Origin of the sequence: Paenibacillus riograndensis SBR5 (genome assembly GCF_000981585.1) — a bacterium.
Lineage (GTDB): Bacteria > Bacillota > Bacilli > Paenibacillales > Paenibacillaceae > Paenibacillus_AQ > Paenibacillus_AQ riograndensis.
The window spans coordinates 2,528,443-2,551,129 of record NZ_LN831776.1; the positions used below are offsets into that span (position 1 = coordinate 2,528,443).

The following is a 22,687-nucleotide window of genomic DNA, read 5'->3' on the forward strand; positions in this document are numbered from 1 at the left end:
TCTACATTAGAATCCTCTGGCGTACAGATGCTGTTATTCTCCGTCCATGGACGGAGGGCGGGAACATACGTCAGCCTGATGAGGGGCTCCGGCTGTAGGGAATATAATGATCTCATACGTGTGTACATGCGGCGCCGGCTGTGCTGCACAAGAAAGAGGATGAGAATCATGTTAAAGGCTGATATGCTGCGGGACCCGGGTACTTTTGACAGGTTGGAGCTAACGCCTGCAGGGGCCGTGAACCCGGTAAATGGACAATGTTATCCGTGGGAGCACGGATTTTTTGTGTTTCTGAATGAGGCTGATACGGAAGGCAGCAACAAAAAGTATCTGGAAATGTATAATAAAATCGCCCGTTTTTACCGGCTGAGCAACAAAGCCTATTTCGCACTTAAATTTGGCGGGGAGCGGAACTATAGACGACAGTTTCTCTCCATGCTTGAGCTGCGGGACGGCGATCGTGTGCTGGAGACCTCAGTGGGCAGCGCCGATAATTTCCCCTATATTGATGCAAAAGCTGAGTTCTATGGATTGGATATCTCCGGCGGGATGCTGAAGCAGGCGGTCCGCAATCTGCGGCGCTGGAGGCTCAAGGCTGAGTTGTTTCAGGGGCAAGCAGAGCACCTGCCTTTTCAGGACAATAGGTTTGACTGCGTGTATCATGTAGGGGGCATCAATTATTTTAGTGATCCGGGCCGTGCGGTGCTGGAGATGATCAGGGTGGCGAAAAGCGGCACCAGGCTGATGATTGCCGATGAGACGGAGAAGCTGGTCAAAGGAACCTATGAGAAGGTGCCGGTGGTCAAGGGTTATTTTGAGAAGGGGAAGGATTTGCCGGGTATTCTGGGCCTGATTCCGGAGAACATGCTGGAGATAGAGTACAGGGAAGTCTGCAAAGGGTTGATGTACTGCATAACATTCAGGAAACCGTAAATGCAGCAGAATAGCTGCTGCTCACCCCGGCTCAGGATTTTGCATAACAGAAATTCCGGTCTTTGTTTGCCTAATGTGCATGGGAACGTATAAACTAATTACATGTGACTTATTAGACAGGGGGACAAACAATGGCGATCTATACACGTACGGGAGACAAAGGGGAAACCTCGGTTATTGGCGGCAGAGTGGGCAAGGATGATGTGCGCGTGGAGGCCTACGGCACGATTGATGAGCTGAACAGCTTTGTCGGCCAGGCGCGCAGCCTGATGGAGGACGCGAAGTTCGCAGATGTCCGGGAGCAGCTGCTGGAGATTCAGCATGAGTTGTTCGATTGCGGTTCTGATCTGGCTTTTGTGAAGCTTAGCGAGAACAAATATAAGGTGAAAAGCGGGATGGCTGAACGCCTCGAAGGCTGGATCGATGCTCTTCAAGCGGAGAATCCGGTGCTGGAGCGCTTCATCCTGCCGGGGGGAAGCCAGCTCTCTTCGGTGCTGCATGTCTGCCGCACGGTATGCCGGCGTGCGGAACGGCGTGCGGTGACGCTGGGCCGGAGTGCGGATATCAACCAGGAGGCTGTGATTTATCTGAACCGGCTGTCGGATTACTTTTTTGCGCTGGCCCGCGCAGCCAATACACGGCTTGGGATTGCTGATGTAGAATATGTGCGCAGCAAAAAGGTGTTCCGCAACTAAGATGACAACGGGCTATTATTCACCAATTACCTATCAAGTGCCGCCGTCTGAGGACGGCTGGCTGCTGAAAACCATTCTGCAGAAGCGGATGGATGTATCCCGCAAGCTGCTGTCCCGGCTCAAAATGACCGAGCAGGGCATTATGCTGAATGGAGAACGGGTCTACATCAGCGTCCGGGTCAACACAGGAGATACTGTACAGATCCGTATGGAGCAGGAGACCTCGGAGGATATTTTGCCGCAGCCGCTTCCTTTTGAGATCCTCTATGAGGATGAGCATCTGCTGGTTGTCAACAAGGCCGCCGGGATGATTGTGCATCCGACCCACGGGCATTATACGGACACATTGGCAAATGGAGTCGTCTATTACTGGGCGCAAAAGGGCGAACAGTTCCGCTTCCGTCCCGTCCACCGGCTGGATCAGGAGACATCCGGCGTGCTGGTTATTGCGAAGAATCCCTACAGCCACCAGCATATTTCCGAGCAGATGATTGCCGGAACAGTGGACAAGCGTTACAACGCTTGGGTGCACGGCGTTCCTGCTGTGCTGAGCGGCGATATCGACGGCCCGATCGACCGCGACCCGGCGGAGCCGCACCGGCGGATCGTGACGCCGGACGGCTATCCTTCCTTGACCCGCTACGAGGTCAAGGAGGTGTACCCCGGCGCAGCTAAGGTCGAGCTGAAGCTGGAGAGCGGCCGCACCCATCAGATCCGGGTGCATATGAGCTCTATCGGCTGCCCGCTGATCGGTGACGGCATGTACCGTCACCCGCTCTATAGCAAGGCGGGCTTGCCGGCCGGGGAGCCAGGGGCACGGGTCCCGGAGCGGGCGCAGCTGGAGCGGGTAGCGGAGCTGGATGCGAAGGAGCGAGTGCAGCTGGAGCGGATAGCGGAGCTGGATGCATCCATTTCGCGCCAGGCGCTGCACGCGGTGCGGCTGTCCTTCCAGCATCCGGTGCTGCGCACGGAGCTGGTGTTTGAAGCTCCGCTGCCGCCGGATCTGGCGCTGCTTCAGGCGAAGCTGCAGCGTGAGACGGCGGCAGCGCCGGCGCCCGGCTGTGATCGAAATGAGAGGTAAAAGTACCTTTGAATTCATCCCAAGTGAGCAAAAAGAGGAAATGAGAGGTAAAAGTGCCTTTGAAATCGCCTCGCGCAAACGCGTTGTACGCAGAAGGAGATTTTTAACTCCACTATTTACTTTAACTTACTCAACCCATTAATCTCAATATACACCGGAGGAGCAGCCGATGAGTCATCTAAAAGTCTATCAATATCCTAAATGCAGCACGTGCCGCAGTGCGGTTAAGTGGTTAAAGGAGGCAGGCCATGAGCTGGAGCTGCAGCATATCGCCGAGCAGCCGCCTACCGTCCAGGAGCTGCGCGTGCTGGTGGCGAAAAGCGGGCTTGAGCTGAAGAAATTTTTTAATACAAGCGGTGAGGTCTATAAGAACCTTGGCCTTAAGGACAAGCTGCCGGGCCTCAGTGAAGAAGAGCAGTTGGACCTGTTGTCCAGGCACGGCATGCTGATCAAACGGCCGGTTGTCACTGACGGCAAGAAGGTTACTGTGGGCTTTAAGGAAGAGCAATTCAGCCAATCTTGGTCAATGTAGCCATCCGGATTTCCCTGCTGCTTAAGGACCGCCCAAGCTATGCCGTTAATCCAGTCCGCCGAATCGTACTGTACCTCCGGGACAGCGATCTGAATTGACATTACTTTAACCCGGCGTTGATACTGTGATAATTTTTCCGCTTTAAAGTAAACATGAGAGAGCCAACTTAAAGCCGCAGGGTAGGAGACGAGGAGAAAACCCTCTATGCGTCAAAGTGAATGCAGGCCCGTTTCGGGTTTGATTTCACCTTGACGGATTGCAGGGTTTTTTGTGCTGCTCAGATTTCACTACGACATTTGGGAGGGTACAACCGCAGATGCAAAAAGTGCAAAAAGTGCGAAAAGCAAAAAAGCTTGTGAACCTGGTGGCAATTGCCGCCATATTGACCGGCCTACTGGATACGTCATTATTGCCCGCAACCGTTTCGGCTGCAATGTCCTCTACAGCGGCGACTGAATCTTCATCACCGGTGACAGTAGAGTCACCGGCATCAGAGAATGTGCCAGCGGAACCTGCAGCAGCGATACCTGTGCGGTCAGCAGCTGCCGAGCCTGGAAGAGCGGAGGCTGAGGTCAAACGGACATTGACCGCTCCGGTTATTGACGGCAAACTGGACGAAGGTTTCTGGAGTCTCCACGAGTCATTAAGCGTGCGGACCGGGGAGCCGGCAGGGGAGAACAGCAGCTTCGGGCTGCTGTGGGACAGCACCTATTTATACATTGCTGTGGATGCGCCCGACAGCACACCTGTCTACGACGGTGCGGGATATTGGTTCGATCAGGACAATCTGAATCTGTTCCTTGACCCGACGCTGCACCAGTCATCCCCTTTTGCGAAGGATGATATGCAGATTGGCATCCTTTACCGGCCGGGGAGCAGCACGCCTGAATTCCGTTTTGGGGCGGCGCTGAACAATCATCAGGGCAAGGATGAGAAGCAGATACTGCGTTCTATCCACCAGACCGGGGAAGGCTGGAGCGCGGAAATTGCCGTACCTTGGGAGATGCTGGGCCTGGACCCGCATCTGACAAAGCAATTGGGGCTGGAGCTGAGTGTGACTGACCGGCTGGAGAAATCTGACGCCACCGCGCAGCGCACAGGGTACTGGAGCGCCTACAATTCCTCCAGCTTCTGGAATGATACTTCCGGCTATGGAGTCATTACGTTAAGTGACGAACAACCGGTCAGCGGGGAGGTTAATCCAATACTGCTGGAGGAGAATTTCGACGGTTATGCGGATGGAACCTTACCTGAAGACTGGATTGCTGACGGGAGTGCAGGCAGCAGCCCATTTGCGGTAGTGCGGGAGCCGAGTGTGGTGACGGAAGCAACATACAATTCAGGCCAAGACATTGCCAGCGTTATGGAAGCAACCTACGACCCAGACCCAGACCCAGACCAAGATATTGCCAGTGTTACGGAAGCCGTCTACAACAATGGCAGATTGCGGTTTGATGGCAATGCCGCCGGACGGCAGGGCCGGATTGTGGCCCCGGTGCAGGCGGATCATTATACGATGGAAGCAGATGTCCGCTTCGAAAGTGTGCTGAACAGTGCCCGCTGGGCAGCGCTTATGTTCCGCGTCCCGGCCAACGGCAAACTGCCGTATTACCAGATGGCGGTGCGCCAGAACGGGAAATACGAGCTGGCCTACCGGAAGCCGGACGGGAACTGGAATGTGATGTCGGACGGAAGCGGTGCACCGCTTGCCTTGAACAAGGATTATACAATGAAGGTCCGTGTCTTCGGCGACAACGTCAAGGAATACATCAAGGCCAAGGATGAGGCGGATTATACTCTGCTGCTGGACAAACCGCTTGAAAATGGGCTGCTGGATAAAGGCAAAGTGGGCTTCCAGGTTGATCAGTCGGCGGTTTCTTTTGACAATCTGAAGGTGACACGGATTACAGCCGACCGTCTGGAGCTGGATCTGCCACAGCAGGCGGAAGCGCTGGCAGGTCCGCTGACGGTAACAGCTTCGGTGTATTATTCTGACGGGCTGACAGAGCCGGTGCAGGCAAATGGCTTGAAGCTGTACTCTTCCGACGAGAGCATTGTGCGGATCGTCAACAATCAGCCGGTGCCGGTCAAAGAAGGGCAGGCAACGGTCACAGCCGTCTACTATCAGGCGGAGGCCAGCCGCCTGCTGACCGTTACGCCTTCCAAGACAGGGGCAAAGGTGCTGAGCCTCAGTCACGAAACCGGCTATGTGCTGGAACAGACTGGCCGGGAGCTGGCACTTGACACACTGACGTTCCACGCGGAATCCAGCGACTACAGCTCGGCAGAACTGAAGGGGGATGCGCTGGAATGGAGCACAGACAGCAAGGGGGTTATTCTCGGCAAGGACGGGATAGCTGTCGAGACGGAGGGCATACACCAGTTGACCGGGCGGAAGGATGATGCAGTTATCAGATTAATTCTGGTGGCCAAAAAACCGGAAGCCAAGGAATACGTGTTGTTTGAGGATAACTTTGACAGCACACCGGAGGGGACGCTTCCTGACGGCTGGAAAAGGGTGCAGGGCACGACAGCCGGCAAGGCTGCCGTGAAGGGGGGAGCGCTGGAGCTGAACGCCACGGCGGCCCCGGACAATCCGTTGCGCGTAATGCTGCCGGATTATCTAAGCCTATTTGGCAACTATATGATTGAAGCTGATGTCACCCACACGGACGCAGCGAATGCCTCGCGGTGGAATTCGGTGATGTTCCGGGTCCAGCAGGGTGATTACCCGTATTACCAGATGGCGGTGCGCAAGGATCCTTCCGCTGCCAATGGTGTGGAATTCGCCGAGCGGACGGCGGCCAATCAATGGAATGTTATGGAGAGAGGCTCCTATACGGAGCCGCTGGCCGAAGGTGCACCGTTGCACTATACGATCAAGGCTTACGGCAACCAGGTTCAGGAGTGGATTAACAATCAGCTGATGATCGAGACGCTCCGGGCGGACAGTTATGCCAAAGGCGGGATTGGCCTGCAGGCGGACAGCAGCAGAATGCGGGTCGATAACCTTCGGGTGACCTTGCTGGAGGAACCGCTGCCGGCACCTGTGATCGAGCCCTTCATTAAAGTGGCGGAGCCGCAAACGCAAATTGCGCTTGCCCCGACGATTGTTACAGAGATCAAGCAGTCAAGCGACCTTGGCAAGCTGGCCGCAGACCAGCTTCCGGCCACGGCAATCCTGCATCTGAACCCGGAGCTGATGGTGATTGAGCCGGGAACCGGAGCGGTAATTGCGGCTCTGCCTGAAGTGCTGGCGGCAACCGGGGACCGGGTAATCCCTGCTTTGTATGTCCATGATGCGCTGACGGTGGACCGGCTGGTGCAGGTGCTGCGGGAGCGCGGGTTGGAGGATGTGTTCGTGGCTGCGGAGCAAGGGGAACTGATTAAGCGGGCCAGGGCGGCTTATCCGATGGCACGCGGCATTCTTGACTTCACCGCAGCCGGAAATCCGGGACCGGAGGATCTGCTGGAGATGCGCCGTGCCACAGCGGCCAGCGGAGCGAGAGTAGCACTGCTGGCTGAGAATGCAGCGACCCGCGGGAATACGGCGTATCTGCAGAAGCTGGCGGTAATGGTCTGGAGTGAGGCGAAGACGCCTGCGCCTTCCGGCACGACGGCCGGATTGCATCAATTGATCACAGCCGGCGTGAACGGTCTGGTAACGGATGTACCCGCTGCGGCTCATGCGGCACTGGCGCTGTACAACCGCGATACCACGCTGATCCGCAAGGTGTATATCATTGGACACCGCGGGATGCCTTCTGTGTCGCCGGAGAATACGATCGAAAGCAACAGGCTGGCACTGGATGCCGGAGCGGATTTTATCGAAAATGACATGTTCCTGACTACGGACGGGCACCTGATCATTACGCACTCCCCGGTGCTGGAGACCACAACGGACGGCAGCGGACCGGTGGAGAATTATTCACTGGAGCAGCTCAAGACCTATAATGCCAACAAGACTTACCCGGAGGGCTTCCCGCTCGTGAGAATGCCGACCCTGGATGAACAGCTGGAGCTGGCGCGTTCGCGCGGCAGGCTGGTGTATGCCGAGATCAAGACGCAGACGCCGGAGGCGGTGGATGCTTTTGTCCGCACAGTGAAGGAGCACAAAGCAGAGGATATTGTAAATGTGATGTCTTTTTACCCGGCCCAGCTGGAGCGGCTGAATAAACTGATGCCGGAAATCCCCGCCGGACTGCTGACCGGTTATATCGCCAGCGAAAATAACGTGGAAGGCTCGCTGCGGGATACGCTGAAGACGGTGTCGAAGCTTAATCTCACCTTCAATACGGATTACAGCGGGCTTGGACCGGAGTTCATGGAGGCGGCGAAACACCGCGGCCTGCTCATCTCCCCCTGGACGCTTAACAAACGCGAGGATGTGATCCGCTTCCTGAAGCTTGGAGCCTTCGGCATCACTACAGACTATGCCTATTGGGCATCCGATTGGGCGGCCTCACTGAGCGCGAAGACAGCCCGGATGGAATTGAATATAGGTGAAGAGCGGAACCTTGAAGCCATCGTGGAGACCTATAAGGGCGAGCGCAAGGAGATCACACCTGAGCTTGTATTCCTGGATGGGCAGGAGCTGGTGCAGGCGGACGGAGGCCGGGTGAATGCCCGGAAACCGGGAACCGCCCATGTGCTGCTGCGTTACTCAGCTTCCATTGAGAACGGGGGCACGTATGATCTTTATTCGCAGCCGGTGGAAATTACGGTGCAAAGTGCTGCGGGTCCGACATCCACGCCAACACCGACAGCAACGCCGACGGCAACACCAACGGCAACACCGACAGCAACGCCAACAGCAACACCAACGGTAACACCGACTGCAACTCCAACGGTAGTACCAACGCCAACACTATCGCCGACGCCTGCGGCCACTATGGCACCAGGTAGTGGAGGCTATACTCCTCCGGGCGCAGCGCCCGGATCTGGAAATACCAGTGTGCCTGGAACAGTTGGCGTGACCCCTTCCCCGGCAGTGCCTGTACTTGAAGCGGTGGATGGCACAGTAGAGGCTGCTGTTCTGGAAAAAGCGTTCCGTACCTCCGCGCAAGCGGAAGTCAACTTCGCAAGCGATACGCTGGAGCTTCCGGCGGCTGCGCTGCAGAACGCCGCGCACAGCGGGGCCCTGCTGAAGGTGACTCATACTGAAGCGAAGGCCGGATACATGCTCCCGCTGGAGCAGCTGCAGCTTGAACAGCTGGCTGCAGAACTGGGCACAGGCTTGCAGGAGATGAAGCTAAAGGTTACCATCCGCAAGCTGGATGGAGCAGCGGCAGCGGCAGTAACCCGCGCCGTGGAGCTGGCCGGTGGCCGGCAAATGGCCGCAGCGGTAGAGTTTAATCTTGAAGTGCTGTCAGGCGGGCGCTCCACTCCGGTCTTATCCGGTTCCCGTTATCTCACGCGTTCACTGGCCCTGGACTCGCCGGCTGGCAGCACGGCAACTGGAATAATGTTTTCGCCGGAGAAGGGAACCCTGTCCTTCGTGCCCGCTAATTTCACAGGCGATGGAACCGGGGGAATGCTGCGCCAGATCCAGAGCGGCAGCAGCATCCTGAGCGTCATGACGCTGGATACATCATTCCGTGACCTGAATGGCCACTGGGCTGAGCGGCAGGCGAAGCAGCTGGCAGACAAATTGCTGCTGAACGGAACCGGCGGCGGCCGCTTTGAACCGGATCGTGCGGTAACCCGGGCGGAATTCGCCGCCATGCTGGCGCGCGCGCTGGCCCTGCCAGCCGGTCAAGGCAGCGGGAAGGCGGCAGCCTGGCCGGACGTTCAGCCTGCGGACTGGTTCGCAAGCGACGTATCCGCCGCTGCTGCTGCGGGGCTGATCAGCGGCTACGGCGACGGAACTCTCCGTCCGGATGCCAAGGTGACCCGCAGTGAGCAGGCGGTGATGCTGGCCCGCGCCCTGCGCTACATCGGGCAGGACGGCGCCGCTGGCGGCACAGCTGCGGAATCACGGCCAGCCCTGGAGCTGTTCAAGGATGCGGCAGGCATCGCATGGGGGCGTGAGGAATGGACCATGGTCATTCAAGCCGGATTAATGAACGGTGTATCGCAAGAGCGGCTGATGCCGGGAATGAGCGCCACCCGCGCCCAATCGGCCGTGCTGCTGCAGCGGTTCCTGAGCTTGGCGGGCTTTATCCAATGAAGTGTGGGCGGGACTCCGGTCCCGCCGTTAATACCGCGCTGACAAACGGCTGTTACAATGGTCAATATTCACTGGTACAGAAGGAGGATAACAGGTGAAGAACGGACTGTTTGCGGGAAGCGGCAACCATAGGATTATACCGGCAGTGCGCAAGGCTGAAGATCTGCAAAAGGCCTGCGACAGCGAGTGGCCGATGATCTTTCTGCTGATCGGGGACCTGTTCACTGTGAAGCAATATGTGAGGCAGGGTCTGGAAGCCGGCAAGAAGGTCTTTCTGCATGTCGATTTCATCGGCGGATTGGGCAGTGATCCGCTCGTGGTCAAATATATTGCCGAGAAGATTGGCCCGACCGGCATTATCTCCACCAAGAACCACATGGTCAAGCAGGCTAAGAAAAGCGGGCTTCTGGCGATCCAGCGCCTGTTCCTGATCGACACCTCCGCGCTGGAGCACGGCATAAACAACGTGCGCCAGAATGAATCGGATGCGCTTGAAGTCATGCCGGGGCTGATCCCCAGGGTCATTACCGAGCTGAGCAGCAGTACTTCCCGCCCTATCATTGCCGGCGGCCTGATCAAGGATCATCAGGAGATTGAGGCTGCTCTCCAAGCGGGAGCGAGTGCAGTATCGATGGGCAACCCGGAGCTTTGGCACAGTTTTGCACAAGCTTAACCTGGAGTTAATATCAGGATGACATGGTTAATTTATAGTGAAGAAGTAAGCGTAAGTTAACACCATTCAATTTCATAATCAAGGGTCGGAGACGAAGAGAAAACCCTTATGCAGCTCATGTACACGGCGGATTCAGCATGCCCGCTTATTGAGCTGGATATAGGGTTTTTTGGTTTGTTTCCATTAAGGAGGCTGCTTTCCCATTGCAGGATGTGCTTGCATACGAGACGTATTTTTTTGATTTGGACGGCACCATTTTTATTGGTGACCTGCTGCTGCCGGGAGTGAGGCAGACACTGCAGTATTTAAGGGAGCAGGGGAAACAGGTGCTGTTCCTGAGCAACACCACCATTCGGACCCGGGAAGAATGCCGGAACCGGCTAAGGCTGATGGGGGTTGAAGCCCGGACGGAGGAAGTGGTGACTGCGGCTTCGGTATCTGCGGCATATTTCCGGGAAATGCAGGGAATGAACCGCAGGCCGCAGGTGCTGGTGATTGGGGAGCAGGCGCTGAAATATGAGGTCGCCGGCGGAGGCACGGTACTCACCGATGAACCGATGGAGGCCACGCATGTGCTGGTGGGAATGGACCGCGATTTCGATTATGAGAAGCTGCACCGGGCGATGAAGGCTGTCCGGGCGGGTGCATATCTGATTGCCGCAAATCCTGATCCGAATTGTCCGGTAGTGGGCGACCTGCTCCCCGATACCTGGGCTATGGTCAAGGCCATTGAGGCAGCCAGCTGCGGTACTGTGCAAGAGATTATCGGCAAGCCATCCGCCTATTATGCGGAAAAGGTGCTGGAGCAGAGCGGGACCCGCCGGGAGAACTGTCTCATGGTCGGGGACCGGATGGATACAGATATCCGGTTTGGCCTGAGCCACGGCATCAACACGGCATTGGTGCTGACCGGGGTGACTGCGAGAGAAGACCTGGAGCAATATTCGGCCATGCCGGATCATATCTGGACCTCAATGTCCGAGATGCTGCAGGATCATTTGCGCCTGTCCTGAATGTAGAGGGCAATGAACAACAGGATCACTAAGGGATTCCCATGTTTGCCAAAGCAAGAGGATCTGCCGTCCGCAGAGGGCTGCCGGTCTTCCTGCTACTTATGAATAGATAATGGAGGAGATCACAGGGATGCGTAAAGTAAATGTAATGGTAATGGCGGCTGCACTGGGAATGTCGGTATTGGCAGGCTGCGGCAGCAACACAAACTCAAACACGAACACGAACACAAACAACAATAACGCCGCTGGCAATAGCAGCGGCACCGGGACTGGTGAAGCCGCAGCCGCACCGGCGGCCAGCGGAACCAAAACGGAGCTGACCTACTATTACCCGATTGCTGTCGGAGGGCCGCTGACGGCTACGATTGAAGCGATGACTGCGGATTTTATGAAGGAGAACCCGGACATTGTGGTTAAGCCGGTATACACCGGCAGCTATGCCGATACAGCGGTCAAAACCCAAGCCGGAGTCCAATCGAAGCAGCCGCCCGATGTAGCGGTATTGCAGTCCACAGAGCTGTTCAGCCTGCTGGATATGGATGCGATTATTCCGCTGGATGAGTTCATTGCGCAGGAGGGCGGAGACACTTATTTGTCTGACTTCTACCCCGCTTTTATGGAGAATTCCCAGACAGAGGGCAAAACCTACAGTATTCCGTTCCAGCGAAGCACCATCGTTCTGTATTACAACAAGGATATGTTCAAGGCTGCCGGACTGGACCCGGAGAAGCCGCCTGCAACGTGGGCAGAAATGCAGGAATACGCGGTCAAGCTGGCCGGTAACGGCAAGTGGGGGCTGGAGATTCCGGTGACCGGTTACGCCTATTGGATGCTTCAGACCTTCGCGCTGCAGAACGGCAACAATCTGATGACTCCTGACGGCAAAAAAGTAATGTTCAACACCCCGGAGAACGTCGAGGGTCTGCAGTATTGGGTCGATCTGGCGGCGAAGCACAAGGCCATGCCTGGCGGCGTAACCGATTGGAGCACGGTGCCTTCCGACTTCCTGGAAGGAAAAACCGCAATGATGTACCATACCACCGGCAACCTGACCAATGTCAAGAAAAATGCGTCGTTTGACTTCGGTGTCAGCTTCCTGCCGGCGCAGAAGCAATACGGCAGCCCTACCGGCGGCGGCAACTTCTATATTTTCAAGGATATCGACAAAAAGAAGCAGGAAGCAGCCTGGAAATTCGTCAAGTTCATGACTGAAACCGAACGTGCGGCGCAGTGGAGTATCGATACCGGCTATGTGGCGGTGAAGAAATCGGCATATGAAACCGAGCGGATGAAGGCTTACGCCGCCGAATTCCCCGCTGCGCTGATTGCCCGGGACCAGCTGGAATATGCATCTGCTGAACTATCAACCCACAACAACGGTAGAATTGTCAAAATCCTCAGTGACTCCGTGCAGGCCGCACTCACCAATGAGCTGACACCGGCGGAAGCCCTGCAGAAGGCGCAGAAGGATGCGGACCAGGCTCTGGCTTCTTTTAATAAGTAAGATGAACGCCAGTCTGAGACGAAACGGGTTCGCCTGGCTGCTGCTGCTGCCCTCACTGTTGTTCCTGCTGTTGTTCACTTTCTACCCGATTGCGCTGACGCTGCGGCTGAGCCTGTTCCAGGCGGACCTGTCCACACCGGAGCCGGTCTTCACGGGCCTGGCGAATTACCGCACGATGTTTCAGGACGAGGTTTTCCGTAAGGTTATGAGTAACAATGTGCTGTTTGCGCTGGGGACGGTTCCACTCGGAATCGCTCTGGCGCTTTTGATGGCGGTCTTCGCCAACAAGGCGCTGCGCGGCAGGGGTTTTATGCGGTCAGCATTCTTTTATCCGACTCTGATCCCCATGATTGCAGTGGCTAACATTTGGCTTTTTATTTATACACCGGAGTATGGATTTATGAGCAGGCTGCTGTCCTGGTTCGGGGTGAATGATATCAACTGGCTGGGCACACCGGGGCTGGTGATGTGGGCGATGATCCTGATGATCATCTGGAAGGAAGCGGGATTCTTTATGATTTTTTACCTCGCCGGTCTGCAAAATATCTCCAAAGAGCTGTATGAAGCCGCGCATGTCGACGGGGTGGGCCGGTTCACCGTGTTCCGCAAAATCACTTTCCCGCTGCTGATGCCGACTACGCTGTTCGTAAGTATTGTAGCGCTCACCAACGCCTACAAGCTTGTCGACCACCTGATGATCATGACCCGCGGGGGTCCCAACAACGCCAGTAATCTGCTGCTCTATTACATTTATGAAACAGCATTCAGCTATTGGGATCAGGGAATGGCGTCTGCGCTGACGGTCGTGATGATTGCCGTATTGCTGCTGATTGCGGCTGTGCAGTTTTTTGGCCTGGACCGGAGAATTCACTATAACTAAATTTGCACGGCTGCCGGAAGGAGGGCAATTCTATGAAAACCAAACTTACATCCAGACTCGGAAATATACTGATGCTGGCCCTCGCGGCCTTCTGGCTGATCCCGCTGCTCTGGATGACGGTGACGGCGTTCCGACCCCGTCATGCGGCGCTGTCGGGCCTGTTCTCACTGGACTTCACTTTGGGCAACTTCGCTACGGTCTGGTCTGCCGCGCCCTTTGCCACTTATTATCTCAACACCATTCTGATTGTAGTGTGCGTGTTTGCTGTGCAGATGCTGACGGCCAGCATGGCTGCCTTTGCCTTTGCCCGTGTAGCCTTTGCCGGCAGCAGCATAGTGTTCCTGCTGTTTCTGGTGCAGATTATGATCCCCGCCGATGTGCTGATCTTCCCCAACTACAATGTCCTGAAGCAGCTGTCGCTGCTCGACACCAAGCTGGGCATTATGCTGCCGTTTCTGGCTTCGGCGTTCGGAATCTTTCTGCTGCGCCAGGTATTTAAGACGATTCCTGCCGAGCTGGAAGAGGCGGCGCTGATCGAGGGCTGCAGCCAATGGCAGGTGCTGTGGAAAATTTATTTCCCGCTGGCCCGTCCCACCTATGTGGCCTTCGCCCTCGTCTCGATCAGCTACCAGTGGAATAACTTTCTCTGGCCGCTGATCATCACCAATTCGGTGGAGAACCGGCCGCTTACGGTGGGGCTGTCGATTTTTGCCCAGTCGTTCGAGATTGGGGTGCAGTGGACGGAGGTCAGCGCCGCTACACTGCTGGTGATCACGCCGCTGCTGCTGATCTTCCTGGTGTTCCAGCGCCAGTTCATTGAGAGCTTCATGCATTCCGGTATTAAATAGAGCTGTTCAAGGAGGAGTACGGATGACGTCATTACAGGACTGCGCGGTCTCTACTTATGTCTACATCGGCCGTCCGCTGGCTGAGGCTATTGAATTACTGGCCGCTGAGGGCTGGAAGCACATTGAGATTATGTGCGAAGGCAGGCATGGGGAGCTGCTGGAATGGACGGCAGACCAGTTGGCTTCACTGGCCCGCAAAGGCGAGGACCTTGGCATCCGCTGGAGCATCCATGCGCCGATCACCGGCTGCAATCCGGCGGCAGAGGATGAGCAGCAGCGTGCGGAGGCGGAAACGCTGCTGCTGGAAACGCTGCGTGCTGCCGATGTGCTGGGCTGCAGCTACGTGGTGCTGCATGCGGGCGAACTGCCTGCTGCGGGCACTGAGGGGACAGCAGCGGAGCCAGGGGCGGCATCGCTGCCGGAAGAGGCAGCGGCCGAGGCAGGTGCTGGAGCGGCAGCCGTTGATCCGCGGGAAGCGGCCAAGGTGCGGGTGGTGCGTTTCCTCCAGCGGATACTGGCGGAGACTGCCGGTTCTGCGGCAGTTATCGCGCTGGAGAATGTTCCCCCGTACCCCGGGCTGCTAGGGACGGAGGTCACAGAGCTGCTGGAGCTGGCCGCGCGGGTGGATTCCTCCCGCATAGGCCTGGTATTCGACAGCGGCCATGCCCTGATGGCAGGCAAGGAACGCTGCCTGCTGATGCTGCAGCAGGCCATGCACCGTCTGATCGCGCTGCATCTCAGCGACAATGCCGCAGAGCAGGATGAGCACCTGGGGCTCGGCCAGGGCAAGGTGCCGCTGGAGGCGATGCTCGCCGGGCTGACGGCAGGCGGCTTCAGGGGCGCCTGGGTGCTGGAGCTGCGGCATCCCGGAGATCTGCTGCCGTCCGCAGCCAGACTTCACCATTTACGGAAGCAATACCAGGCTGTTTATGGCATTGAACCTGTCCCGGGAATAAGGTAGACTTGATAGAGGAATGCATGTTCCAATATCAATAAAGCAGGTGTTACACACAATGAGTTCAGAACCAAAGGGCCGGGTAATGATCGTTGACGGAATGGCTCTGCTGTTCCGGGCTTTTTATGCGACCGCCTATGGCGGATATATCCGCAAGACTAAGGCCGGACTGCCGACGAATGCGGTGTACGGGTTTTTGCAGTATTTTTTCGATGCGGTCAGCACGTTCGAGCCTTCCCATGTAGTGTGCTGCTGGGATATGGGCAAGGGGACCTTCCGTACGGAGAAGTATGACGGCTACAAATCGAACCGGATTGATGCGCCGCTGGAGCTGATTCCGCAATTCGATCTGGTCAAAGAGGTAGTAGCCGAGCTTGGCGTGCCGAATATCGGTCTGGCAGGCTATGAAGCGGATGACTGCATCGGCACGCTGGCTTCGTGCTACAGCGGGGAATCCGAGGTCTACATTCTGACCGGGGATCATGACATGCTGCAGCTGGTCAGCGACAGCGTAAAGGTCGTGATTATGAAAAAAGGCCGCTCCAATTACAAGGTCTACGATCCGGCGGAGCTGCTGGAGGAAAGAGGGCTTACCCCGGCCCAGGTAATTGACCTGAAGGGCTTCATGGGCGATACCAGCGACAACTACCCGGGGGTGCGCGGCATCGGGGAAAAGACGGCGCTGAAGCTGCTGAGTGAATACGGCACCGTGGAAGGCGTGATCGAGAACCTTCACCTGCTGCCCAAAGGGGTGCGGGCCAAAATCGAAGCCGACCTCGACATGCTCCATCTGTCCCGCGAGCTGGCCGAAATCCGCTGCGATGTGCCGGTGGTCTGTACGCTTACAGAATGCCTGTGGGAGCTGCAGCGGGAGAAAGCCGCACGCAAATTCCAGGAGCTGGAGTTCGGCAGCCTGCTGCATCTTGTCGGCCCGGTGAAGGATGAACAGGGGATTGTGCAGATTGAGCTGGGGGATCTGGGTTAAGACCAGATTCTCTGTTCAGCAGGGCCATAATACTGACAACAAATCACCGGATTATGCAGAAGCGCTTCCTGAGCCGACAACGGCAGGGAAGCGTTTTTTTGTTGTTGACGGATGCAAAGCAAGCCCTTTATAATGTTAATATAATTATTAAGTAGTTAATGAATATATTAATTAAGAGAGGCGGCATAGAAATGGCTCAGCGTGTTGTGCTTCATACGGATATCCGCAAGGGAACGATTAACCGGAATATTTATGGTCATTTTTCCGAGCATTTAGGACGTTGCATTTATGAAGGCATCTGGGTAGGGGAGGACTCTCCGATTCCGAACACCAAGGGCATCCGCAATGATGTTGTGGAAGCGCTTAAGGAGATCAAGGTGCCGGTGCTGCGCTGGCCGGGCGGCTGTTTTGCCGATGAATATCACTGGAAGGACGGCATCGGAGCGCGCGAAGGCCGCAAACGGATGATTAATACGCACTGGGGCGGCACGGTGGAGAACAACCATTTTGGAACGCATGAATTCATGGAGCTGTGCGCCATGCTGGAATGTGAACCGTACATCAACGGCAATGTGGGCAGCGGAACGGTGCAGGAAATGTCAGAATGGGTGGAATACCTGACCTTTAACGGCGTATCTCCGATGGCTGAGCTGCGGGCCAAGAACGGCCGGGAAGAGGCTTGGGCTGTGAAGTATTTTGGCGTGGGTAACGAAAACTGGGGCTGCGGGGGCAATATGCGTCCGGAATATTACGCTGACTTGTACCGCCAATACCAGACGTATGTGCGCAACTACGGGGACAACCGGATTCACCGGATCGCCTGCGGCCCGAATGCGGATGATTATCAATGGATGGAAGTGCTGATGCGCGAAGCCACGCGGTTTATGGACTCCATCACGCTGCATTACTACACCGTTCCCGGCGCCACTTGGGAGCACAAAGGTGCGGCTACCGGCTTTGATACTGCGGAATATTTCACCACTCTGGAAAAAGCGCTGCGCATGGAAGAGCTGGTCACCCGCCACAGCGTCATTATGGACAAATATGATCCGGAGAAAAGAGTCGGCCTGATCGTCGATGAGTGGGGAACCTGGTATGATGTGGAGCCGGGTACGAACCCGGGGTTCCTGTACCAGCAGAACTCGATCCGCGATGCGCTGGTTGCCGGTCTGACGCTGAATATTTTCCACAAGCACAGCGACCGTGTGCGGATGGCGAACATTGCCCAGACGATCAACGTGCTGCAGGCCGTCATCCTTACCGAAGGCGAAAAAATGCTGCTGACTCCGACCTATCATGTATTTAATATGTACAAGGTGCATCAGGATGCCGAGCTGCTGGATCTGACGCTGGACAGCGGGTCTTACAGCTTTGACGGCAAGGAGATTCCGGAAGTTTCGGCGTCGGCTTCGGTAACGGCCGAGGGTGTGATTCATGTCAGCCTGTGCAACCTGAATCATGCGTCTGCGGCTGTGCTTCCGCTGGAGCTGCGCGGCCTTGCCGGCCAAGCGGTGGATATTGCCGGCACCACGCTTGCCGGGGCAACCATTGATGCCCATAACTCGTTCAGCGAACCGGAAGCGGTTGTTCCGCAGCCGTTCACAGCCTTTAAGCTGGAAGGGGATACTGTTACTGTCGAGCTGCCGGCCATGTCGGTAACAGTACTGGAAATTACACCAAAAGCTTGATAAAGGAGAACCGCTATGGCCACAACCTCTGCCTGCAAAGGCTGCCGGGATGATTATAAGGTCACGGAAGCGCAGATCGCCCGTATACTGGCGTCATCGATGTTCAATGAAGGCAATACCGCGTCAGATCAGGTGTATGCGGAGCGGATCGCACTTTGCAGTACCTGCCCCAAGCTCCAGGATGGGGTGACCTGCACTGCCTGCGGCTGCATCATCCCGGTTGTTGCCCGGCTGAAGGCGCGCGGCTGTCCGCTTCCCGGCGGCGGCCTGTGGCAGCCGGTTAACGGCTCCAAAATCAACTGATCCGCAATGAAGACCACAGAACAGATTTCAAATTCAATCTGTTCTGTATAACCCAGAATCCCCGATCCTTCGCTGGCTTGATCCGCAGCGGAAGATCGGGGATTCTTCATTGCAACCCTCTGATGGAGCCGGGTTTAAGGTGTTCCGGCAGCGTCAGGACTGTCGGATATGCCGGATATTTCCGTATAGAACAGTTCAACCAGCATGTCCTGGTTATAGTTGCCGAATCCTTTGCCGAACAGGGTCAGCCCTCCGATATGCTCGGCATCCTCCTCCACGGACAGTCTGAACGTCCACTGCTTGCTGCGGATGTCCACTTGATCCAGCGTGACCCCGGACAGCTTTTGCCCATCCATGAAGGTCCCCTTGGGGGTAACCCGCAGCTGCTTGAGCAGCCCGTATTGGTTCGTGAGTGCGGGCCACCAGGACGGCGTATATTTGCCTCTGCTGTCTCCGTAATCTCCGGGGCTGGTCCAGAAGCCCAGCTTCGTTCCGTTCAAGGTAAAGGTGATATCCGAAGGCCAATTGTTATTGATGGAGGGGGCTTCAGAGGCGATTTCCATTGTAATGACAAGCTCCTCCGGCTGCTCGCTGGACAGGAGGAAGTTGGGGATTTTGTATTCGACATAACCTTTGCCGAACCAGAGGATGCCTGCATTCATCCGTTCCAGATCCCAGAAGTAGCGCGGGTCGTCGAAATTGCCGATGACCTTCTCTACCGTTGCCAGACCGCAGGTCGGTTCGATCTGAAAGTCGGAGTAGAGGCCGACCGGTATCTCTTTGCGGTGGCTTTTGCGTTCCGCCGGGGCTTGAGCGGGGAAAATGATCTCTGCGCCTTCAGCCGCCAGCGTGCAGATTTTTTGCAAACCGCTCCGCCCGGGAGCCATATGTGTCCGGATCAGTCCGGCCGCCTCCAGCTTGCGGACATGCATCGTCATGATCGCGCTGCTGAGCCGGGCTGCCGCTGCCAGCTCCTTGACATTCATCGGCTGAACGGCGAGCAGGCGGAGCATGCGGAGACGTACGGCGCTCGATAAAGCTTCGTAGACAGGCAGGGATTCTTCGGTAAGATCCAGTTTCATTGGACAGCCTCCGGGTACAGGTTAATAAAATAAGGGGACGGCAAAGCCGTTACTGCTTGTATAGTTAACAATTATATTATTCAAATGAGGTTCTTACAAGCTTCTTGCCTTTCAGGGACACCTCCACTTTTATCACAGACACGCTTATGCCATGTCCGCTATGATGTACAGGATGAATTAGCGATGAAACAAGGTGCCTTTGATTCACATCAAGGGATAACAGGGAATCGGGTGCAACTCCCGAGCGGTCCCGCCACTGTAAGGAAGAGCCAGCTTTCAACAGGTCACTCGGTTGCTCCGGGGAAGACGAAGGCCAGCGATGATCCCGAGCCAGGAGACCTACCTTGTTTGCGCACACACGACTCTACGCGGATAGGAGCGGTGTACGAATGGGTTGAGAGATAAGGGTGTGCCGCTAGTTTTGGCGGGTAAGCAGCCTTTTCTTTGTGATCCGGATACGTACATGATACTCCCACCCCCAGGGGCGGGAGTTTTTGGTTTGACGCCGCACACGAAAATCAAATAGGAGGTGCAAGGATGAACAAACGGAGCTATTGGCGTTTCACGGTACTGGTCGGCGTATTTGCCGTTTATCTTCTGCTGAATGAGCCGGGTACGGCGGAAGCAATGCACATTATGGAGGGATTTTTACCGGTTGGCTGGGCGGTGTTCTGGTGGGCGGCTTTTTTGCCGTTCTTTTTCCTGGGCGTCCGCAAGCTCACAAGGATGACCCGGGACAACCCGGAGCTGAAGCTGTTGCTGGGTTTATCCGGAGCGTTCACCTTTGTGCTCTCAGCGCTCAAAATGCCCTCGGTTACGGGAAGCAGCTCTCATCCGACGGGGACGGGACTTGGCGCAGTGATGCTGGGTCCGCTGCCGATGAGCGTGACCGGTTCCATTGTGCTGCTGTTCCAGGCACTGCTGCTGGCGCACGGTGGAATCACCACGCTTGGCGCGAACGCCTTCTCCATGGCAGTGGCCGGGCCTTTTGCCGGTTATGCGGTCTATAAGCTGATTATGAGGCTGGGCGAACGCGAAAAGCTGGCGGTATTCTTCGCGGCTGCGGTAGCGGATCTGATGACCTATGTGGTCACTTCCTTTCAGCTTGCGGTGGCTTTTCCGTCTGCGGATGGCGGTGTGCTGGCTTCCATGGCGAAATTCGGCGGTATTTTTGCTGTGACCCAGATTCCGCTGGCGGTCAGCGAGGGGCTGTTGACAGTGCTGCTATGGAACTGGCTGAAGGCCTACAGTCCACAGGAGCTGTCCCTGCTTAAACGGGGAGCCAAGGGAGGAAATACACTGTGAAGATAAAGAACAAATGGAAAAACCTGCTGATGCTGCTCGCGGTGGTTCTGCTGGTGGTCCTGCCGCTGCTGTTCGTGAACGGGGAGTTCGGCGGGGCCGATGATGCGGCAGAGGGTGCAATTACAGAGATTGACCCTGCATATAAGCCCTGGTTCAAGCCGCTGGCTGAGCTGCCGGGTGAAACGGAGAGCATGTTATTCGCGCTGCAGGCGGCTATCGGCGCAGGGGTGATCGGCTATACGCTGGGTCTTTTGAAGGGGAGACAAGGCCGGCAGAAGCTGAATGATCAGAAGAATTGATGTTATATCCTGCAGCAATGCCCTAAGCCAAGTGTCCCCGATGTGGAAAAGCCTCTTCGCAGCCGTCATGTTCGCCCTTGCTTATGTGCTGCATCCGGCCCTTCAGGTTCTCATTACGCTGTGGATGATGCTGTGGTGCCTGCAATATGCCAAAATCCCGCCGCGCGCCTACGGACAGTTGTTTGGCACTGCGCTGCTATTCTACGGCCTCAGCCTGCCGGCACTGCTGGTGGAGCTGGGTCGTCCGGCAGCCGGGGAGGCCGCCCTGTACCTGCCGATTCCGGGCACAGCCCAGTTTCTGTACATGACCCGGGCAGGAGGCGTGCGGGCAGCGCTGCTGCTGGCGCGGATATCGGCCTGTCTGGCCTGCTGCCTGTTCATCATGTTGACCACGCCGTTCGGCGAGCTGCTGCAGGTGCTCCGCAGGCTGCGGATGCCGCAGATCGTGCTGGAGCTGATGCTGGTCATGTACCGGTTCCTGTTCCTGCTGGACGATGCCGCCCATGGCCTGCTGCTGGCCCGGCGGCTGCGCGGAGGCCGCAGGGGCTTCAGATCCAAGCTGCGGGAGGCTGCAGGTATGGCAGCGTCCTTGTTCGCAAACACCATGCACCGTTACTATGGGCTGTCGCAGGGGCTTGCTGCCCGGGGGTTTACCGGGGAGATTCTATTACCGCCGTATGTGAGGCGGGAAGTGCCCCGAAGGTTTGCCTTTGAGGCGTATGCGGGAATCGTCCTGCTGGCGGCGGCACAGCTGTGGATGCTGTGGACCTGATGAGAATGGCAGAGATCAATTCAGTGAGAAGTCTGGAATCGGAACTGCTGGAGAAGGAGAACGGCATAGATATGGATTACAGTTTAGCCTTCGAGGATGTCGTATTTCATTATCCGGACACGGTGGAGCCAGCGCTCCGGGGGCTGACAGCAGCGATTCCCAGAGGCTGCAAAACAGCCCTGCTTGGACATAACGGTTCCGGCAAATCAACCTTGTTCCTGCATGCGGTTGGCCTGCTGCGGCCGCAAACGGGAACGGTCCGGCAAGCGGGACTGCCCGTATCCTATGCCAAAAAGGAGCTTGCCGCTCTGCGGCGCAGAGTCGGGCTGGTCTTTCAGGACCCTGAGCAGCAGCTCATTTTGAGTACTCCGCTGGAGGATATTTCTTTTGGGCTGCGGGGCACCGGTATGCCTGAGGCAGAAATAACGGCACGGTGTGCTGCGGTGCTGGAACTGCTTAACCTTACCGCGCTGAAGGATAAACCGATTCATCAGCTCAGTCTGGGCCAGAAAAAGCGAACTGCGCTCGCAGGGGTGATAGCGATGGAGCCGGAGCTGATCTTGCTCGACGAGCCAACCTCCTATCTGGACCCGCTGTCGGAGGCGCAGCTTCTGGATGGCCTGGACAGCATACACCGTAAGGGTACCACAGTGGTGATGGCTACGCATGATATGAATCTCGCCTACCGCTGGGCGGACTGGATCATTGTCCTCGATCAGGGCGTCTGCCGGGCGGCCGGAGCGCCGGAGGCTATTTTTGCCGGCGGGGAGCTGCTGCAGGCGATGGGCCTGGCGCTCCCGCTGCTGGCTGAGCTGTGGCACAGCCTGCCTCCGCGCGTAACGGCGGGGCACGCAGCTCCCCGGAATGCGGAGGAGTTCAAGGCGGCGCTGAGCAGTCTGCTGGGCGAAGGCCCGGGGGAGAGATGAGGGGAAGCTGGTCGTCAGCAATAGTAGAGCAGAACTCACTTTTT

At 56.7% G+C, this 22,687-nt stretch carries 19 protein-coding genes and 1 riboswitch; of the genes, 18 read left to right on the forward strand and 1 reads right to left on the reverse strand.

Annotated features, from left to right (window positions below; genetic code table 11):
- The first annotated feature begins 168 nt into the window (after window positions 1-168).
- The 14 genes from PRIO_RS10220 to PRIO_RS10285 all read left to right on the forward strand — a co-directional run bounded on the left by PRIO_RS10220 (window position 169) and on the right by PRIO_RS10285 (window position 18,259).
- Window positions 169-933 carry a class I SAM-dependent methyltransferase gene (locus PRIO_RS10220; RefSeq protein ID WP_020432718.1) on the forward strand — a complete coding sequence of 255 codons (765 nt, stop codon included), beginning with the start codon at window positions 169-171 and terminating at the stop codon, window positions 931-933.
- 131 nt (window positions 934-1,064) lie between these two features.
- On the forward strand, window positions 1,065-1,628 hold the full coding sequence (locus PRIO_RS10225; protein ID WP_046502176.1) for a cob(I)yrinic acid a,c-diamide adenosyltransferase: 564 nt from the start codon (window positions 1,065-1,067) through the stop codon (window positions 1,626-1,628).
- A 1-nt stretch (window position 1,629) separates the two neighbouring features.
- On the forward strand, window positions 1,630-2,709 hold the full coding sequence (locus PRIO_RS10230) for an RluA family pseudouridine synthase (protein ID WP_046502179.1): 1,080 nt from the start codon (window positions 1,630-1,632) through the stop codon (window positions 2,707-2,709).
- A 169-nt stretch (window positions 2,710-2,878) separates the two neighbouring features.
- Entirely contained in the window at window positions 2,879-3,241 is a 363-nt protein-coding gene (locus tag PRIO_RS10235) for an arsenate reductase family protein (RefSeq protein ID WP_020432713.1), read from the forward strand.
- Window positions 3,242-3,557: 316 nt separating this feature from the next.
- Entirely contained in the window at window positions 3,558-9,410 is a 5,853-nt protein-coding gene (locus PRIO_RS33825) for a glycerophosphodiester phosphodiesterase family protein (RefSeq protein WP_020432712.1), read from the forward strand.
- A gap of 94 nt (window positions 9,411-9,504) precedes the next feature.
- A complete protein-coding gene (locus PRIO_RS10245; RefSeq protein WP_020432711.1) occupies window positions 9,505-10,083 on the forward strand; it encodes a glycerol-3-phosphate responsive antiterminator in 579 nt (192 codons plus the stop codon).
- Window positions 10,084-10,295: 212 nt separating this feature from the next.
- On the forward strand, window positions 10,296-11,096 hold the full coding sequence (locus PRIO_RS10250; RefSeq protein ID WP_231869943.1) for an HAD-IIA family hydrolase: 801 nt from the start codon (window positions 10,296-10,298) through the stop codon (window positions 11,094-11,096).
- A 130-nt stretch (window positions 11,097-11,226) separates the two neighbouring features.
- Window positions 11,227-12,600 carry an ABC transporter substrate-binding protein gene (locus PRIO_RS10255; RefSeq protein WP_046502182.1) on the forward strand — a complete coding sequence of 458 codons (1,374 nt, stop codon included), beginning with the start codon at window positions 11,227-11,229 and terminating at the stop codon, window positions 12,598-12,600.
- A 1-nt stretch (window position 12,601) separates the two neighbouring features.
- Window positions 12,602-13,480, forward strand: coding sequence for a carbohydrate ABC transporter permease (locus PRIO_RS10260; protein WP_020432706.1), 879 nt, complete (start codon window positions 12,602-12,604; stop codon window positions 13,478-13,480).
- 32 nt (window positions 13,481-13,512) lie between these two features.
- The gene (locus tag PRIO_RS10265) at window positions 13,513-14,328 is read left to right on the forward strand and encodes a carbohydrate ABC transporter permease (protein WP_046502185.1); all 816 of its coding nucleotides are present in this window, start codon (window positions 13,513-13,515) and stop codon (window positions 14,326-14,328) included.
- Between the two features lie 22 nt (window positions 14,329-14,350).
- A complete protein-coding gene (locus PRIO_RS10270) occupies window positions 14,351-15,289 on the forward strand; it encodes a sugar phosphate isomerase/epimerase family protein (protein ID WP_020432702.1) in 939 nt (312 codons plus the stop codon).
- A gap of 52 nt (window positions 15,290-15,341) precedes the next feature.
- The gene (locus PRIO_RS10275; protein WP_020432700.1) at window positions 15,342-16,268 is read left to right on the forward strand and encodes a 5'-3' exonuclease; all 927 of its coding nucleotides are present in this window, start codon (window positions 15,342-15,344) and stop codon (window positions 16,266-16,268) included.
- A 191-nt stretch (window positions 16,269-16,459) separates the two neighbouring features.
- Window positions 16,460-17,956: an alpha-N-arabinofuranosidase gene (locus PRIO_RS10280; RefSeq protein WP_020432697.1), complete on the forward strand. Its 1,497-nt coding sequence runs from the start codon at window positions 16,460-16,462 to the stop codon at window positions 17,954-17,956.
- Window positions 17,957-17,971: 15 nt separating this feature from the next.
- Complete coding sequence (locus tag PRIO_RS10285) at window positions 17,972-18,259, forward strand: DUF6171 family protein (RefSeq protein WP_020432695.1); 288 nt, start codon at window positions 17,972-17,974, stop codon at window positions 18,257-18,259.
- A 134-nt stretch (window positions 18,260-18,393) separates the two neighbouring features.
- On the opposite strand, the gene PRIO_RS10290 is transcribed toward PRIO_RS10285, so the two are convergent.
- On the reverse strand, window positions 18,394-19,341 hold the full coding sequence (locus tag PRIO_RS10290) for an ArsR/SmtB family transcription factor (protein WP_020432694.1): 948 nt from the start codon (window positions 19,339-19,341) through the stop codon (window positions 18,394-18,396).
- 174 nt (window positions 19,342-19,515) lie between these two features.
- Window positions 19,516-19,702, forward strand: a riboswitch (cobalamin riboswitch).
- 176 nt (window positions 19,703-19,878) lie between these two features.
- On the opposite strand from PRIO_RS10290, the gene PRIO_RS10295 reads away from it, so the two are divergent.
- The 4 genes from PRIO_RS10295 to PRIO_RS10310 are packed head-to-tail and all read left to right on the forward strand — an operon-like array spanning window position 19,879 to window position 22,643.
- A complete protein-coding gene (locus tag PRIO_RS10295; protein WP_020432692.1) occupies window positions 19,879-20,646 on the forward strand; it encodes an energy-coupling factor ABC transporter permease in 768 nt (255 codons plus the stop codon).
- 2 nt (window positions 20,647-20,648) lie between these two features.
- The gene (locus PRIO_RS10300; RefSeq protein ID WP_039790790.1) at window positions 20,649-20,945 is read left to right on the forward strand and encodes an energy-coupling factor ABC transporter substrate-binding protein; all 297 of its coding nucleotides are present in this window, start codon (window positions 20,649-20,651) and stop codon (window positions 20,943-20,945) included.
- Window positions 20,929-21,717 carry a cobalt ECF transporter T component CbiQ gene (gene cbiQ / locus PRIO_RS10305; RefSeq protein WP_046502190.1) on the forward strand — a complete coding sequence of 263 codons (789 nt, stop codon included), beginning with the start codon at window positions 20,929-20,931 and terminating at the stop codon, window positions 21,715-21,717. The genes PRIO_RS10300 and cbiQ overlap by 17 nt, the downstream gene beginning before the upstream one ends.
- A complete protein-coding gene (locus PRIO_RS10310) occupies window positions 21,699-22,643 on the forward strand; it encodes an energy-coupling factor ABC transporter ATP-binding protein (protein ID WP_231869856.1) in 945 nt (314 codons plus the stop codon). The genes cbiQ and PRIO_RS10310 overlap by 19 nt, the downstream gene beginning before the upstream one ends.
- The last annotated feature ends 44 nt before the right edge of the window (window positions 22,644-22,687 follow it).